The organism is Psychromonas sp. SP041, assembly GCF_000470315.2.
GTDB lineage: Bacteria > Pseudomonadota > Gammaproteobacteria > Enterobacterales > Psychromonadaceae > Psychromonas.
The window spans coordinates 103769-120374 of sequence record NZ_CBRF02000011.1; the positions used below are offsets into that span (position 1 = coordinate 103769).

Sequence of the window (16606 nt, forward strand, 5' to 3'; positions counted from 1 at the left end):
CCAAACATTCCTTCAAATAAGATATATAAATTAAGGGCATCTTTACTCTTTAATAGTTCAATAATAACACAGTGATAATAGCTTATTTATCACAAAATCATAACATTGTTATTATTTTTAAAATAACGAGGCTAAGCCATTGTTATTTATTAAATTAGTACCGTCTATTTGACCATAGCTTTGCCAACCAGCATGACTTATAAACAATCCAGTGGAGGAATCGACAACAGCTTCAGGTGGTTCATTCCCAATTAAATAGTCAGATGTTGCTTGATACAAATAACTATCATAAATAACAAATGCTCCTTCTTGATATTCTACTTTAGGATCAAAATAAATAATTTCATCAGACGATAAGTCAGTGGTAATAATAGTAGGAAATAATTCACTAGCATTTGATAATAGAGTTCCTAAGTCAATTTGTTGCAGATGAACAAAGTGTTGCAGATTTCCTTGATTATTAACCCAAGAAATATTCATTTTAACTTGTTTAAAATCATCTCCCGCATTGTGCCCACCAATAACGTCATTAATATTCCATAAGATGGAGAATGTTGTATTCGCTATTTGTACATTAGTTTCTGACGTCTCATGTAATGCGATTAGATCATCAGGATCAATAATGCTGATCATTTTCTCTATCTTGGCTGTCGCCATTGAAATGGCTGAAGCATGAGCAATATTATGACCTTGTTGTTCTGCCACTTTTATTTGCAAGCCACTAATACTCACCGCAGTTAAACTCACAATAATTAATGACACTAAAACCTCTATAAATGTAAATCCTTTTACTTTTAAACGCATTAGAAATCCCTCCATGTTCCAGCCACTAATTGAGAGTGACTTTCTGAAGGTGTCATGCCTAACTGTTTATATAATGAGTTTAAAACATGTTTATCATAACGAGTTGAGAAGTGCTTTTGAATTCCATTATCGACATTGTCAGCAACGCTTGCCGTGCAATTATATTCACTCAATAAAGAACCATTGACATGCATACCGGCGATATCAATATCTTGCTCTTGTTGAGTTTGTTTAATGCCATCAATATAAACAGCATTGCCATTAGTATCTACAACATCGTAAGTAGCAGGTATTAGATACAACATACCAATCACTGTGCTGGCTATATTAACTGGGGCAACAAATGCCCCACCTTCAATGAAGATCATTTTAGGGTTATCCGTTGAGCCAATCGTAAAATGATTATCCGCCGTCATACCAGAAGCATTGCTCGTTAGAGTATCTAGTGGATCGATAACGCAATCACCCTTGATATAAATAAGATTAATTTCATCATCAATATATTGTAGCTCTTCAGAACAACTCACTGTATTTATGCTCGTCATATCAATATATGCAACAGATTCTGAATGAATAAATTGCGTTTTTGCACTTTCCCAAGTTACACCAAAGGTACTTTCAAACAAAGATCCTGCATGAGTGGCATCTTCGATTAAAGCGATCTCATCAAAAATAGGACTGGTTATTGAAGCAACCGCTCCCCACTGATTATCGCTGACCTCCTGAAATCGAGTTGCTCCTTCTTCATCAACAAGCGGGCCATAAATCGCATTTAAATTAAGACTATTTCCAGTACCTTCAATATCACCCAAACAAAGTGTAGAGATCGCTGTTGTATTGGAGTCAATTAGGCTAACAACATCCATATCAGCTTCATTAATAATGGATTCATTAGGCATTGCTTGGCTAGAAGTTATTGGACTAGAAGCGGGATGGCTAACGGTTACTTTTCTGGCAATATTGCCAGGAGCACGACATTCAGAGGCAGATAATCCACCACATCCATCATTAATCGAATCTGAAGCATTAATTTTTAACTTTCCGTTACTAAGAAGTGGCGCAATGGGTGTGTCAAAATCAATATAATAATAAACCTCGACAGATATGTTACGTAATGCAGAACCATCTTCTGAATATCCAATAGAAGAGACCTGCAATTTATTGGTTGTTATTGCACTGACTGTAACTTGATAAGGTGTCGTAGAAATGACTTGATTAGGATACGTAAAAGGCAGGTTGTCGATCATCTCTGTAGCAATAGTCACCGTATTTAATTTACTTAGAATTAAATTAACGCCAGATTCTGCATTAGCAAAAGCTTCATTGTTACGATAATAATTAGCCAACACTTTGTTATCGATTAATTGTAAATATGCCATGTGCGTCGTATAAGCAATACTCGCGATACTTAATATAACTACCGTTGTTAATACGGCAAAACCCTGCTGCTGTTGTTTTTTCATCCTTCCCCCTCACACTTTAGTTTGTTTATACAAACTAACGCCCTTAGGTTTTCTCCGCTAAAACAACTTTACAGCAACTAAAGGTGTCATTAGAGCTTAGTGGTAAAAATCAAAAACGTTAATAAAAATACAAATAATATTTTTAGCAATCATTAACTTTTTATTGATGTTGATCTCAAAATTACAGCTAAGCAGGTGAGTTTTAACATTTATTTAACAACAGAGGCATTCCTCACAATAACGATTTAATCTCTCAATTAGAATAAAATGATGATTTATTAAACAGAACCATAGCAACACCAGTAACAGCATTATTAATAACGATACAAACAATAAAAATATGAGCAATTGATTATTATGTAATAACGGAGCGAACAATGAGCAGAAATAATATTTACCCTGTTTCACCAGAACTAGCATCAAAAAGCTTGCTAACCAATGACCAATATTTATCTGAATATAAAGCATCTATTGAAGATCCAGACGCATTTTGGGGTGAGAAAGGTAAAATTTTAGATTGGATTAAACCTTACACTAAAGTCAAAAACAGTTCTTATGCTCCAGGCAATGTTAATATTAAATGGTTCGAAGATGGTCAATTAAATGTTTCTGTTAACTGTATTGACCGTCACTTAGCAACCAAAGCAGATCAAGTCGCACTATTATGGGAAGGGGATTCTCCTGACCAAGATGCCAAAATCACTTATCAAGAGTTATATACACAGGTATGTCAGTTTGCTAACACTTTAAAAGAACAAGGTATTAAAAAAGGCGATGTCGTTTGTTTATACATGCCTATGACACCGGAAGCTGCTGTGGCAATGCTAGCCTGTACACGTATAGGCGCTGTACATTCTATTGTTTTTGGTGGTTTCTCTCCTGATGCCATTGCAGGCCGTATCATCGATAGTAGTTCAAAATTAGTGATCACAGCCGATGAAGGTCGACGTGGTGGTCGTACTGTGCCATTAAAAGCCAATGTTGACGAAGCGTTAACACGTGACGGTACCGATTGTGTTGAACATGTCATCGTATTTAAAAATACGGGCGGTGATGTTAATTGGATTGAAGGTCGAGATTTAGATTGGACAACAGTTACACAATCACAACCAACGGATTGTGAACCAGAAGCAATGAATGCTGAAGATCCACTGTTCATTCTTTACACATCAGGCTCTACTGGTACACCAAAAGGTGTATTACATACCACAGGCGGGTATTTAGTGTATGCCGCAATGACCTTCAAATATGTGTTCGATTATCAAGAAGGTGATATTTATTGGTGTACGGCAGATGTAGGTTGGATCACTGGACATAGTTACTTAGTTTACGGTCCATTAGCAAATGGTGCGACGACCCTATTATTTGAAGGTGTACCAAACTACCCTACTCCAGCACGTATGAGTGAAGTGGTTGATAAGCATCAAGTCACTTTACTATATACCGCACCTACTGCAATTCGTGCATTGATGGCAAAAGGTGATGAAGCAATAAAAGGCACCAATCGTAACTCACTTCGTATTCTAGGCTCGGTAGGAGAACCAATTAACCCTGAAGCATGGCAGTGGTATTACGATAAAATTGGTAACAAACAATGCCCAATCGTTGATACATGGTGGCAAACAGAAACAGGTGGTATTTTAATTACCCCACTACCTGGTGCGACTGATCTTAAACCAGGTTCAGCAACACGCCCATTCTTTGGGGTACAACCTGCATTAGTTGATAACGAAGGTGCCATTCTAGAAGGTGCGATTGAAGGTAACTTAGTCATGCTTGATAGTTGGCCGGGTCAAATGCGTACGCTTTATGGTAATCATGATCGCTTTGAACAAACTTACTTTTCAACCTTTAAGAATATGTACTTTACCGGTGATGGTGCACGTCGCGATGAAGATGGTTATTACTGGATCACTGGTCGCGTAGATGATGTATTAAACGTATCTGGGCACCGAATGGGGACTGCTGAAATAGAAAGTGCATTAGTTTCACACCCTAAAATTGCAGAAGCAGCCGTAGTGGGTGTGCCGCATGCAATCAAAGGCCAAGGTATTTATGCTTATGTCACGCTAAACTCTGGTGAATACTCTTCTCCTGAACTATATGCTGAAGTAAAACAATGGGTACGTAAAGAGATTGGCGCGATTGCAACACCTGACATTTTACATTGGGCAGAGGGTTTACCGAAAACGCGCTCAGGTAAAATCATGCGTCGTATATTACGTAAGATTGCAACGGGAGAAAGTGATCAACTTGGTGATACATCCACATTGGCCGATCCAAGTGTGGTGGATAAATTAATCAAAGAGAATCAAGAAATTAACTAAGTGTGATTTTTCTGGTTATACTAAACGCCTCGATAACGGTTCTGTTATCGAGGCGTTTTTTTATGTGGCCTAAGTTCAACAGGAGCAGAAAGTGAAAGTATTAGTATTAAATGGACCTAACCTTAATTTACTAGGTAAACGTGAGCCAGAAGTTTACGGTAGCCAGACCTTAACAGATATTATTGAATCTCTTCACTTAGAAGCCGCTGACTTAAATATTCAATTATCACACCTTCAATCTAATCGCGAATATGAACTCATTGAGAAAATTCATGAAAGTGCTGGAGAGATTGATTTCATTATTATTAACCCAGCTGCTTTTACTCATACTAGCGTAGCACTTCGTGATGCCTTATTAGGCGTTGCTATTCCTTTTGTAGAAGTACATCTGTCTAATATTCATAAACGTGAAAAATTTAGACATCACTCATACTTATCTGATGTTGCATGTGCAGTCATTTGTGGAATGGGCGCTAAAGGCTATTCATTTGCTTTACAAAGTGCCGCACAATTCACTACCTCAAAAGATTGAAGCGCTCACAAAACAATCAAACAATGCCTAAAAAGAGTAGTAAGAGTTAAAACTACCCGATCGGGTAGTTACTTTATTATTAGGCTTGAGGCATTGTATATCTGTCTTAAGGAATTGAGGCATAGTAGTACACCCAACTTAATGCCAATTTAAATGGATTTTTTATTCAAATTTGTAATAAAAAGACATATTACAGGCGAGCCTAACTTTGTTAGGCTTTTTTTTGTCTGCAGTTTATTAAGCAGTTCAATCATTATCCCCATTAATACCTCATATTGAGACCTTAAAACTTGGAAATCAGACTAAATATAGGTATATAAATGTATCACTTACTTAATATTTTCAAATAGAGAGCGTAATGCAGGAAGCAACACCAATAAAAAGCCAACTAAGATGGCAATCGTTACGCCCCTTTAATATCATCATTCTTTGCTCATTTGTTTTCTTTTTTATCATTGGAATAGGACAAAGCTACACTGTATTTGATGCCTCTCCGACATTTATAACGCCATTATTTATTCCCGCGATCATTCTCTTAATATCGATAATAAATTTAATGGGCGTCATTGCTAAAAAAGATAAAGTAGTACAAATATTAATGCCCTTTAATTGTTTATCAATTACCTTCTTTGTTGCAGTCAATAGTCACTTTCAAGAACATTTATACGTGAGTAGCTTTCTATACTTAGTGCTATTACTACCACTCTTTTACTCTTATTTATTTGCTTACAGCACAAAAAATTTAATCATTAATAATATGTTTTTAGTGATTTGTTATATATTTGCTTCAATCATTGGTAATACCGATTCTCTGGTCTTTCTATTCAACAGCACATTCTTAATGACCGTATGTTATCTCACTATTTTCACGCAATTACGCAGTAATAAAAGAAGTAAAGAGCCAGTAGAAATAAAGCACGATCAGTCAAACATAATTGACCACAAAACTGGAGACTATTTAAAACGCATTATTCACGATATAAGACAACCTTTGAGTAGCTTATCTTTATACGGCCATTTATTAGAAAATAAGCTTACAGATACTCCAGAACTACAATTAGCTAAAAATATTAAGTTAGCCTCAGAAGAGTTAGATAGATGGTTATCTAGTTTGTTAGATTTAGCGCGTATGGACAGCAGTACCATTGACCCCAAAATAAGTGAGTTCACATTAACATCAACATTATTACCTTCGATCAAAAAATATCAATTTCAAGCATTCGAACTCGGGATCCAAATTATTACTCGCTTACCCGATTTAACCATTAAAACCGATAAACGATTATTTATAGAGATAGTAGAAACGTTACTCAATAATGCCATTATTCACGGCAGTCAACAAAAAGGGACACAGATATTATTGAGTGTTCGCCATCATCAAGGTAAAGCATTACTACAAGTGTGGAATCAAGGTCCACAAATTGAGTCCTCTCTTTTTGATGATTTATTTGATGAAATATTATTGGCTGATAATCCTTTGCACAATAAAAGCAAAGGTATTGGCTTAGGGTTACCTATTGCTCAACGCAAAGCGGTGCTGTGCGATACCAAAATTGAAGTGATCAGTAATCAACGTGGTAGTCGTTTTAGCTTTGCTGTGGATATAGTAGAAAATACTAAGAAACCTATTGATTTAAATAAACTATCGAATCACTCAGTTGACTACAAAATACTATTAATTGACGATGACCAAGGTATTCTTAACGCATTAAGCATGTTGCTTGAAAACTGGGGTTATACCGTTGAATGTGCTGATACGGCTGAAATAGGATTAGAGAAATTCCATTCAAGTCATTATGATTTAGTTATATCTGATTATCGTCTGCCGAATCAAAAGACCGGATTAGATATTATTAAAAAGATTAAAGAACAAGGTGATATCCCTGCCGTCTTATTAACAGGAGAAGCCGATCCAGGTAAATTACAAGAAGTTCAAGCAATAGGTAAAGAAATAAATTATAAAATTCTCAATAAACCAGTGAAACCAGCCTCATTAAGATTTTTATTAAAGCAGTTATTAAAGTGATAAACGCTAAAATAATTGTAGCTAAAATGATAAAGATTAAGATGATAAAAACGAAGAGAGTTGCTCATAAAGCAGCTATGTTGAAAGTAACACTTATTAAATAATACTGTTCAAATATATATTTAATAAGTGTCTACACAAGAATTTACAATGCCAAAGCTTTATAGTATCGAAGCAAAGACATAAGAATTCTCTTAAAGAGACATTTCAATCACCCTTTCTGCGTTCCTTTCTGCTACTTTCACTGTAAGACCTTAGCGAATCTAAGGTTCAAAGGCTCTTAACCTTTAAGCAAACCAATAGAGAGAGCCTTTTCAACTGCTTTGATGCGGCTGGATGATCCAGACACTTCTAATGCTGTATATAAGCCTTTTTGATGAAATTTAACCGTGTCTTGTGAAATACATAATTCGTCTGCAATTTCTCGATTCTTCTTTCCATCATGAATCAATTGCAAAATTTGTGTTTGTCTTTCAGACAAATGACACGTTTGCTTATTTTTTTCTTCTTGCAGCACAATATTTTCAATTGCTAATAAAACATTTTCAGGGACAAAAACCTCACCTGTAAAAATATCTTCTAAAGCGGCCAGCATATCATTAGGCGCATAAGATTTTGGAATAAATCCCATCGCACCTTTTTGCAGAGCATAATGTACATCCTGATAATCTTCACAGGCAGATAAAACAACCACAGGAGAAGCAATTTCTGCTTCTACTAATGCTTCAATCATTTGTAACCCATTCATTTCAGGCATATATAAATCCATCAAAATGAGGTCTGGTTGAATGCTTTTTATTTCAGCCAATGCCTTAATTGGGTTATCAAACGTTGTCACCGCATTATTTTCATTTTCTAAGGTTAACTTTAAGCCATATAAAAATAACTGATGATCATCAATAATCACTATTTTGTTCATCGAAATACCCTTTTCGTAACAAGTTGTCATTTTTAATGATATTACTAATACTGTTCAATACTTATTCATCATACTGAATTATGAGCAAACTATTTGTTAAATTTTTATAAAATAAAACAAGTCTTTAAGTAAGCTATGGTAATAATCTTATTAAAATAGTCTACTGATAATGAAAATAACCTTTCTATTATTTTACGGTATATAAACAAAAAAAGAGCTACCTAAAAGTAGAAAGCTTTTGCAAAAAAAGAACAAAAAATACGATTTTTGAGCTAATACATGCCCACCAGAATACTTTTTCAATCGCTATATTAATTTATTAATTCCCTGTATTCTTGCGCCCTATCTATCTACCCCAATAAAAAAAGAGAAAATCATGCCTTGGATCCAGCTTAAATTAAATGCAAATAACGTAAATGCAGAAGAAATTGGCGAATTACTAATGGACAATGGAGCTCTATCGGCAACCTTCACTGATTCGCAAGACACGCCTATTTTTGAACCTATGCCAGGAGAAACTCGTTTATGGGGTGATACTGACGTGACCGGATTGTATGAAGCAGAAACTGACATGTTACCTGTTATTGCAGTATTAAAAGGCAGTGAATTACTAGCAGATGATTTTGCTTTTAAAATAGAACAATTAGAAGATAAAGATTGGGTTCGTGAATGGATGGATAACTTCCACCCAATGAAATTTGGCGAACGTTTATGGATTTGTCCAAGTTGGAAACCTGTTCCAGACGAGAATGCAGTGAATGTAATGTTAGATCCTGGCCTTGCTTTTGGTACAGGTACTCACCCAACAACCGCACTTTGTTTAGCTTGGTTAGATGCACAAGATCTACAAGATAAAGTGGTTATCGATTTTGGTTGTGGTTCAGGCATATTAGCCATTGCAGCTCTTAAATTAGGTGCAAAACGTGTTATCGGTATTGATATTGACCCACAAGCAATCACTGCTAGCCGCGATAATGCACAACGCAATAATGTATCAGACCAACTTGAACTGTACTTACCTGAAGATGCACCAGAAGGTATTATTGCCGATGTCGTGGTTGCTAATATTTTAGCGGGTCCATTACGTGAATTATCAGCAAGTATTGAATGCCTAGTTAAAGCCAATGGTAAATTAGCGTTATCAGGTATTTTAGAACAACAAGCAGATGAATTACTGACAGTTTATGGCCAATGGTTTGATATGGATTCAGCAAAAATCAAAGATGAATGGGCTCGTTTGTCTGGAATTAAGCACGCTTAAAGCCGTTCTAAATAACTGAGAACAAAGTGTTGCTTAGTTTGCAAGCGAAATAATTTCAAAATGGTTAATTATTAACCTTTATTCTGGTTGAAAAAATGCGTAGACTACGCCGCCTTAACTTAGAGAACGCTTAGAATATGCGCATTGGAAAGTATCAATTAGACAATAATCTTATTTTAGCGCCGATGGCAGGTGTCACCGACCGCCCATTCAGAGAACTTTGCCGCAAGCAAGGTGCTGGATTAGCAGTGTCAGAGATGTTGTCATCAAATCCTCGTGTTTGGAATAGCACTAAATCTAAGTTACGAATGGACTACCATGACGAATCAGGTATTCGTTCTGTACAAATTGCTGGCGCAGATCCGTTAGCAATGGCCAACGCTGCACAATTGACTGTACAGCTAGGTGCTCAGATCGTTGATATTAATATGGGTTGTCCCGCCAAAAAGGTGAATAAGAAGAAAGCAGGCTCAGCATTATTGCCACATCCTGAATTAGTGAAAGCTATTCTAGAAAGTGTTGTTGATGCAGTTGATGTGCCCGTGACTTTGAAAATTCGCACAGGTTGGGATCCAGAAAATAGAAATGGATTAGAGATTGCACAGATCGCTGAGCAAGCAGGTATCCAAGCACTATCAGTGCATGGTCGTACACGTCAGTGCCTTTTTAAAGGTGAAGCCGAGTACGACACAATAAAAGCAATTAAAGAAAGTATAACAATCCCTGTGATTGCGAATGGTGATATCACTTCAGTAGAGAAAGCCAAGTATGTGCTGGATCATACAGGAGCAGATGCCATTATGATTGGACGAGGCGCACAAGGTGCACCTTGGATATTCAATGAAATTAACCATTACTTAAAGACAGGGCAATATGCTCCGTGTTTAGCACAAATGGAAATTACAGAAATACTATTGAATCATGTGCAAGCTTTGCACGGTTTTTATGGTGATGTAATGGGCCCTCGAATCGCTAGGAAGCACGTCGGGTGGTATTTACAGGAGCAAGACAGGTTAGGTAATTTTAAGCGTAAATTTAATGCAATAGAAAACTCTAGCGAGCAACTAAATGCATTAGAAACTTATTTAAATCAATTGTAATTAAAAGAGTTAATACCCATGTTTGAACAAAATATTTCTCAAGAAGCACTGACAACAACGACTAGTATTCCTGCTACAGGGCAAATAACTCAACGTCCACTACGTGACTCAGTACGTCAAGCTGTATCTGGTTATGTGGCAAAATTGAACGGCCAAGATACAACTGAATTATATGAATTAGTATTGGCTGAAGTTGAAGCACCAATGTTAGATATCATTATGCAGTACACTCGTGGTAATCAAACACGTGCAGCAACCATGTTAGGTATTAACCGTGGAACATTACGTAAAAAATTAAAAAAATACGGCATGGGCTAAGCTCTACCGCTATTTAAAATATAAAAAAGCGATTCTATGAGTCGCTTTTTTTATGCCTGCAATTTATCCATGTCATCATTCATTGCAACGCATTCAAATATCAACGGGTTTAGTCATCGTCATACTTAAAAATTTAAGATTGATTGCATTAAACATTAAAAATCCCTAAACCTTTCATCGAAAATCCCCATAAACTTAATATAATTGACATTATCTTTTGATAAACAAAAGAAATACTTAAATATCTAAAGACAGTTATTAAATTAGCCTATAATCTTAGCTTCTTTTAAAGGTGCAAACAGGACAACTATGCTATCTCTTCCCATCAATGATCAACTTACAAACTTACAGGCTTGGCAACAAAGCGTATTTTGTATGGCATTAGCTGAGCAAAATATCACTCACTTTAAAATGTTCAGTCAAGCAATAGAAAGTGAACATGATGTTATAGCGGAAAATATCTTGCAGCTTTTTTGGGAAAAGCTGACGGTAAAAGGTGCAAAAATCAATTTTACTATCCAAGAAGAAAATTTTGATGCGATTATTCCAGAGGCTAGTGACCATGAATTTTATGGTGTTTATCCCGCTGTCGATTATTGCGTGATTACCAATTGTATTTTCAATTCGTTCACCAGTAAGTCTAAAGAAGAAGCATTAAATGCAAGCCAAACGAGCTTTGCAACGATAGCTAGCTTTATAGAGTTACAAACAGATGAAGAAATTGACGAGGCAACATTAATAGAAGAACCGTTATTTATTGAGCAGTTAGACGTACAAAAAACCGTCCTTAAGATGCTAGATAATGAACGAAGCCCAGAGCTAATAAAGTCAATTCGAACATACATAAGATCACTTGAAAGTACTAACATTGGCATCTCTACATCATAGAATCAGCTTTGAATTGTTATAATTTTGTGATTTTTGGCACAATAAAGTAAATAAATCGCTACTTTATTCATTTTTAAGCGGATTATCCTTTACTTGCTAGGAATGAATGCAATACATTAATTAAGTGTTTAAATTCTTATGCATTTTTTTATACTAACGGAAGTCAAATAATGAACAAAACTCAACTTGTAGCAGACATCGCAGAAAAAGCTGACCTAACTAAAGTACAAGCTAAAGCAGCTCTAGAGCAAATTTTAGCTAGCGTGACTGACAGTCTAAAAGATGGCGAACCAGTTCAACTAATCGGCTTTGGCACATTCAAAGTAAATCATCGTGCAGCACGTACAGGTCGTAATCCACAAACAGGTGCAGACATTCAAATTAAAGCAGCTAACGTTCCTGCTTTTGTTGCTGGTAAAGCTCTTAAAGAATCTGTAAACAAATAATATTTGTTTCATGTAATTTTGTAACTTTTTAATAGTTACCTTAAGCCCTCTTGTGAGGGCTTTTTTATTTTGGTTATTCTTCGTTTGTTCTATTCACTTTAATTCTTCGCAATGATTGGTCGCTATTGTTGGCATCAGTGAATAGCATTAACTTTCCAATAGTAATGCTCAGTTATCATCATTAACATTAAGTTTAAGTTTAAGTTTAAGTTTAAGTTTAGACATAATCTTTAAACATAATTATTAGTATTAATGAAGATATTAACTATCCTTCCTGTATCTCCTTCTAGTCAATTTTCTATAAAAACAACACTCATGCAATATCCATAAGCGCCATAATGTGATCTAATAGACATCAAGCAATTAACTTTTGAACTGTAATGAGTTTATTGTCTATCGTAAATATAGCTTCCTCTTAAATGAGAGCAGATTGTACCTGCTTTAATTTAACCACTATTTAACAAGGAAAAATTATGCGTCAACAAGTAAAATTCACTAATGGTACTCACATACTCAGTGGTTTATTAGAAACACCTGAATCTGATATCGTATGTTACGCACTATTTGCCCATTGTTTTACATGTGGTAAAGACGTAGCGGCTGCCACACGCATTAGCAGAGCATTAACAGCGAAAGGCATTGCAGTGCTACGCTTTGACTTTACCGGCTTAGGTAACAGCGATGGTGACTTTGCAAATACTAATTTTTCTTCAAATATCCAAGACTTAAACGCAGCTGCTGATTTTCTACGTCAAGAATATAATGCACCAAAATTGCTTATCGGTCATAGCTTAGGGGGCGCAGCGGTATTAGCGGTTGCTTCACAAGTTCCAGAGTCAAAGGCTGTCGTCACCATTGGTTCACCATCTGATGCGGCGCATGTTGCCCATAACTTTTCAGCACATATTGATGATATTAATGAAAAGGGAGAAGCTGAAGTTAACTTGGCAGGCAGAAAATTTACAATACAAAAACAATTTCTAGACGATATTAATCGTTACGATACAAGTCATATTAAAAAACTAAAGAAAGCATTATTAGTGATGCACTCACCTATCGATAGTATTGTGAATATTGCAGAGGCTGAAAAAATATACCAAGCAGCAGTTCACCCTAAAAGTTTTGTTAGCTTAGATAATTCAGATCACCTACTAACCAACAAGAAAGACTCTGAATATGCAGCAGATGTTATTGCAGCATGGGTAAGCAGATATATAGCTGACAATTAATCTGATTTAAAGCAACGATCGACTAATCTAGAGGGCCGAAGTGTTTTATAAAACAATAGCTGCCCTCTATAGTTCAACTGCCCCCTCATTATAAATTCATAAAATACAACGAATGACAATGTAGTTAATTAACTATCTTAGTGAACGCCATTTAAATTTTAATATGTTTATACCAATCTCACTAATTAACTGATCTATTTTACTTGTTAAAATAACTTATTTATTCGTTGAAATTTCGTAAAGGGAACAGCCATTTAGCTCAATTTACGCCTTAAACTAAGTCATTTTTCCAGCGCAAAATTTAGATCACTTATTTAATGTAATCGGTATTAATAGATGGCTAAATTAAAAAATTAATGTGCCTTTATCGCTTATCTAACAGTGACATCTAGTATTTTATATACTCATCACCTTTCAGTGATATCAAATTATACCCCTTATTTTTATTTATTATTATTTGACAATTCGCATGAAATTTAAACATCTCATCCGAGGTCTTTTAATAACAAATAATAAATATATTTACTATAGTGAATGTATTCATATAAAAAATAAGGACATTACTTTATGACAATGCGTCAAGCTTTCACTTCGTTTGCTTTTATATCCCTCGCCTTAGTGACGGCGTTATCCATGTTATCTCACGTTTGGATTTGGGGCTTCGTTGTATTAATTCCAATCATCATGATCGGTTTTTATGACATGCTTCAAAGCAAGCAATCTATCCGTCGGTTATACCCTATATTTGGACGATTTAGGTATTTATTAGAATCTGTTAGACCTGAAATTCAACAATATTTCGTAGAATCAGATACCACAGGTACCCCTATTCCAAGAGAGTTTAGATCGTTAATTTATCAACGAGCAAAAGGTGATAGAGATACTCGTCCTTTTGGTACCATTTTCGATGTAAATCGCGCAGGATATGAATGGGTAAATCATTCAATGCTACCTAAACATCCCACAGACTTAAATCCTAAAGTTAAATTCGGTGGTCCAGACTGTCTTAAGCCTTATATGGCATCACCACTAAACATTTCAGCAATGAGTTACGGTGCATTAAGCAAAAATGCGATCATGGCGCTTAATAAAGGCGCTAAAATTGGTGGTTTCTCTCACAATACTGGCGAAGGAAGTATGAGTCCATACCATTTAGAGCATGGCGGCGATATTGTATGGCAGATTGGTACTGGTTATTTTGGATGTCGAGATGATATGGGGAACTTTAACCCTGAAACATTTAAAAAGAATGCAACCAATAACGTTGTTAAAATGATAGAAATAAAAATGTCACAAGGTGCAAAACCAGGTCATGGTGGTATTTTACCTGCGGCAAAATTAACAGAAGAAATAGCAGCTATTCGTCACGTTCCGATGGGTCAAGATGTGGTTTCACCTCCTGCTCATAGTGCATTTTCAACACCGATAGAATTATTACATTTTGTTAAACAATTACGTGATTTATCGGGTGGTAAACCTGTTGGCTTCAAACTTTGTATAGGCCGACATGATGAATTCTTAGCGATTTGTAAAGCCATGATAGAAACCAATATCTACCCTGATTTTATTACGGTGGATGGTGGAGAAGGCGGTACAGGCGCTGCGCCAACTGAAATGACCAACTCAGTCGGAACACCTATTCGAGATGCACTTATTTTTGTAAATAATGCGTTAATTGGTTTTGGATTAAGAGAACATATACGCATTATCGCTTCTGGAAAAATGTTTACTGCATTCCATGTACTAAGAGCAATAGCTTTAGGCGCAGATACAGTTAATTCAGCCCGAGGGATGATGCTTTCGTTAGGCTGTATTCAAGCGAGGACTTGTAATACGGATAATTGTCCTACCGGTATTGCAACGCAAAACCCTTCTCGTAACAAAGCGATTGTAGTAACGAATAAAGCACAACGTGTTGCCAATTTTCACCGTGAAACGGTAGCAAATTTAGTTGAGTTAGTCGCAGCAACTGGGCTAAATGGTATTCATGAACTAAAACCTAAGCATATAAACCGTCGAATCCAAGGGACGGATGTGCAAAATTACGCTCAGCTTTACCCGACTATGCCTGAAAGTGTTCTGTTAGATGAAGACAAAATACCTGAAAACTGGCGTTATGACATGCAAGAAGCCAAAGCTTCATCTTGGTAATGATTAACCTAAACCTTGGCTAACATAAAAAGAGATCTCAATGGGTCTCTATTTTTTTATTCTTATTAATAGGTTCATTATGCTATTGAGTCTCGTTTTGTTAGCAGTGGTTGCATTAGGTTACCTAGCCCAAACAACAGGCTTGTGTATGTTTAAAGGGGTTAATGAATGGAGAGATGGCAATAAAGAATATTTAATGTCTATTCTGTTGAGTGGTGTATTGGTATGGGTATCCACTTTATTCGCTTATTTAGTCGATATCCCTTTACACTTTACAATGTATCAAATGAATATTTGGTTTCTCTTTGGTGGTTTTTTATTTGGATTAGGCGCAGCACTTAATCAAGGTTGTGGCATATCGACATTAGGAAAACTGACTAGGGGTGACATTAAAATGTTAGCAACCATACTGGGTTGGCTAGCGGGCTGGACAATATTAGCCTATTGGTCCCCAGACCGAGGTTTTGTGCAGATACCTATTCATAAACTATCCCATTATTTATTATTAGGCTCTATCTCTTTACTGCTTATTGTTTGGATTTCTTTCAGTAATAAAAGAAGAAAAAAACTATGGTTTAGTATGATGGGGATAGGCTTGTTGTCTGGGTTTATTTATCTTTATCAACCGAGATGGTCGCCCAATGCAATATTAAATCAATTAAGCAGCGCTTTAACAGAAAATAAATTATACAACTGGCCTATATTTGAACAATACCTGTTTTTTATCGCTTTATTAACAGGCATGTTATTTGCTGCATGGCGTACTAATAAATTTTTGTTCGTACCAGCAAAATTTCAACAATGGATGGTACATTTTTGTGCGGGAACATTAATGGGGATAGGCGCTTCATTAGCCTTAGGTGGAAACAGTGTACAATTACTGTTAGCGATGCCGATATTATCGCCAGGCGGTTTTGTTGCTGTGGCTGGTATTTTATTAGGGATATGGAGTGGTATACACATTCAAAAAACACCTTATACCGATCACATTAAATAAGTGTTCTAAATTTTGCGTAGGAAAAATGACTTAGTTTAAGGCGTAAATTGAGCTAAATAGATAATTGGACTCCCCTACACCATTACCAACGTGTAGGCTAATATCATTGTTACCACACAAAAATATTAAATGGAGTCCAATAAAT

General features: G+C 35.9%; 13 protein-coding genes and 1 pseudogene. 11 read left to right on the plus strand and 3 right to left on the minus strand.

Translation table 11 applies throughout. The features are described 5' to 3' along the window. Window positions 1–117: 117 nt before the first annotated feature. Window positions 118–804: a prepilin-type N-terminal cleavage/methylation domain-containing protein gene (locus SP041_RS08170; RefSeq protein WP_025563279.1), complete on the minus strand. Its 687-nt coding sequence runs from the start codon at window positions 802–804 to the stop codon at window positions 118–120. Further along, a complete protein-coding gene (locus SP041_RS08175; RefSeq protein WP_025563278.1) occupies window positions 804–2267 on the minus strand; it encodes a hypothetical protein in 1464 nt (487 codons plus the stop codon). The genes SP041_RS08170 and SP041_RS08175 overlap by 1 nt, the downstream gene beginning before the upstream one ends. Window positions 2268–2644: 377 nt before the next feature. Between SP041_RS08175 and acs the strand changes: the two genes are divergently transcribed. From acs to SP041_RS08190, 3 genes are all read left to right on the plus strand, one after another. Then, window positions 2645–4594: an acetate--CoA ligase gene (acs, locus tag SP041_RS08180; RefSeq protein ID WP_025563277.1), complete on the plus strand. Its 1950-nt coding sequence runs from the start codon at window positions 2645–2647 to the stop codon at window positions 4592–4594. A gap of 91 nt (window positions 4595–4685) precedes the next feature. Further along, entirely contained in the window at window positions 4686–5126 is a 441-nt protein-coding gene (gene aroQ, locus SP041_RS08185; protein ID WP_025563276.1) for a type II 3-dehydroquinate dehydratase, read from the plus strand. Window positions 5127–5484: 358 nt separating this feature from the next. Then, on the plus strand, window positions 5485–7152 hold the full coding sequence (locus tag SP041_RS08190; RefSeq protein WP_025563275.1) for a hybrid sensor histidine kinase/response regulator: 1668 nt from the start codon (window positions 5485–5487) through the stop codon (window positions 7150–7152). Window positions 7153–7432: 280 nt separating this feature from the next. Here the strand turns inward: SP041_RS08190 and SP041_RS08195 are convergent, their stop codons facing one another. Then, window positions 7433–8071, minus strand: a complete 639-nt coding sequence (locus tag SP041_RS08195; RefSeq protein ID WP_025563274.1) for a response regulator transcription factor — start codon at window positions 8069–8071, stop codon at window positions 7433–7435. Between the two features lie 376 nt (window positions 8072–8447). Here SP041_RS08195 and prmA point away from each other — a divergent pair, with 376 nt between their 5' ends. The 8 genes and pseudogenes from prmA to SP041_RS08235 all read left to right on the plus strand — a co-directional run bounded on the left by prmA (window position 8448) and on the right by SP041_RS08235 (window position 16461). Then, window positions 8448–9332 (plus strand): 50S ribosomal protein L11 methyltransferase, encoded by an 885-nt coding sequence (gene prmA, locus SP041_RS08200; RefSeq protein WP_025563273.1) that lies wholly within the window; start codon window positions 8448–8450, stop codon window positions 9330–9332. A gap of 137 nt (window positions 9333–9469) precedes the next feature. Further along, window positions 9470–10432: a tRNA dihydrouridine synthase DusB gene (dusB, locus tag SP041_RS08205; RefSeq protein ID WP_025563272.1), complete on the plus strand. Its 963-nt coding sequence runs from the start codon at window positions 9470–9472 to the stop codon at window positions 10430–10432. 18 nt (window positions 10433–10450) lie between these two features. Beyond that, window positions 10451–10750 carry a DNA-binding transcriptional regulator Fis gene (fis, locus tag SP041_RS08210; RefSeq protein WP_025563271.1) on the plus strand — a complete coding sequence of 100 codons (300 nt, stop codon included), beginning with the start codon at window positions 10451–10453 and terminating at the stop codon, window positions 10748–10750. A gap of 309 nt (window positions 10751–11059) precedes the next feature. Then, window positions 11060–11638, plus strand: a complete 579-nt coding sequence (locus SP041_RS08215; protein ID WP_025563270.1) for a YjaG family protein — start codon at window positions 11060–11062, stop codon at window positions 11636–11638. A 170-nt stretch (window positions 11639–11808) separates the two neighbouring features. Then, the gene (locus tag SP041_RS08220; protein ID WP_025563269.1) at window positions 11809–12084 is read left to right on the plus strand and encodes an HU family DNA-binding protein; all 276 of its coding nucleotides are present in this window, start codon (window positions 11809–11811) and stop codon (window positions 12082–12084) included. Between the two features lie 473 nt (window positions 12085–12557). After that, window positions 12558–13301, plus strand: a pseudogene (locus SP041_RS08225) (alpha/beta hydrolase); the annotation flags it as partial. 579 nt (window positions 13302–13880) lie between these two features. After that, window positions 13881–15464: an FMN-binding glutamate synthase family protein gene (locus tag SP041_RS08230; RefSeq protein ID WP_051368460.1), complete on the plus strand. Its 1584-nt coding sequence runs from the start codon at window positions 13881–13883 to the stop codon at window positions 15462–15464. Window positions 15465–15543: 79 nt separating this feature from the next. Then, a complete protein-coding gene (locus SP041_RS08235) occupies window positions 15544–16461 on the plus strand; it encodes a YeeE/YedE thiosulfate transporter family protein (RefSeq protein ID WP_051368459.1) in 918 nt (305 codons plus the stop codon). The last annotated feature ends 145 nt before the right edge of the window (window positions 16462–16606 follow it).

Excerpts from the sequence above, each read along its gene's own strand:
- SP041_RS08170 (WP_025563279.1), bottom strand. The coding sequence starts at position 804 with ATGCGTTTAAAAGTAAAAGGATTTACATTTATAGAGGTTTTAGTGTCA.
- SP041_RS08175 (WP_025563278.1), bottom strand. The coding sequence starts at position 2,267 with ATGAAAAAACAACAGCAGCAGGGTTTTGCCGTATTAACAACGGTAGTT.
- acs (WP_025563277.1), top strand. The coding sequence starts at position 2,645 with ATGAGCAGAAATAATATTTACCCTGTTTCACCAGAACTAGCATCAAAA.
- SP041_RS08190 (WP_025563275.1), top strand. The coding sequence starts at position 5,485 with ATGCAGGAAGCAACACCAATAAAAAGCCAACTAAGATGGCAATCGTTA.
- SP041_RS08195 (WP_025563274.1), bottom strand. The coding sequence starts at position 8,071 with ATGAACAAAATAGTGATTATTGATGATCATCAGTTATTTTTATATGGC.
- prmA (WP_025563273.1), top strand. The coding sequence starts at position 8,448 with ATGCCTTGGATCCAGCTTAAATTAAATGCAAATAACGTAAATGCAGAA.
- dusB (WP_025563272.1), top strand. The coding sequence starts at position 9,470 with ATGCGCATTGGAAAGTATCAATTAGACAATAATCTTATTTTAGCGCCG.
- fis (WP_025563271.1), top strand. The coding sequence starts at position 10,451 with ATGTTTGAACAAAATATTTCTCAAGAAGCACTGACAACAACGACTAGT.
- SP041_RS08215 (WP_025563270.1), top strand. The coding sequence starts at position 11,060 with ATGCTATCTCTTCCCATCAATGATCAACTTACAAACTTACAGGCTTGG.
- SP041_RS08220 (WP_025563269.1), top strand. The coding sequence starts at position 11,809 with ATGAACAAAACTCAACTTGTAGCAGACATCGCAGAAAAAGCTGACCTA.
- SP041_RS08230 (WP_051368460.1), top strand. The coding sequence starts at position 13,881 with ATGACAATGCGTCAAGCTTTCACTTCGTTTGCTTTTATATCCCTCGCC.
- SP041_RS08235 (WP_051368459.1), top strand. The coding sequence starts at position 15,544 with ATGCTATTGAGTCTCGTTTTGTTAGCAGTGGTTGCATTAGGTTACCTA.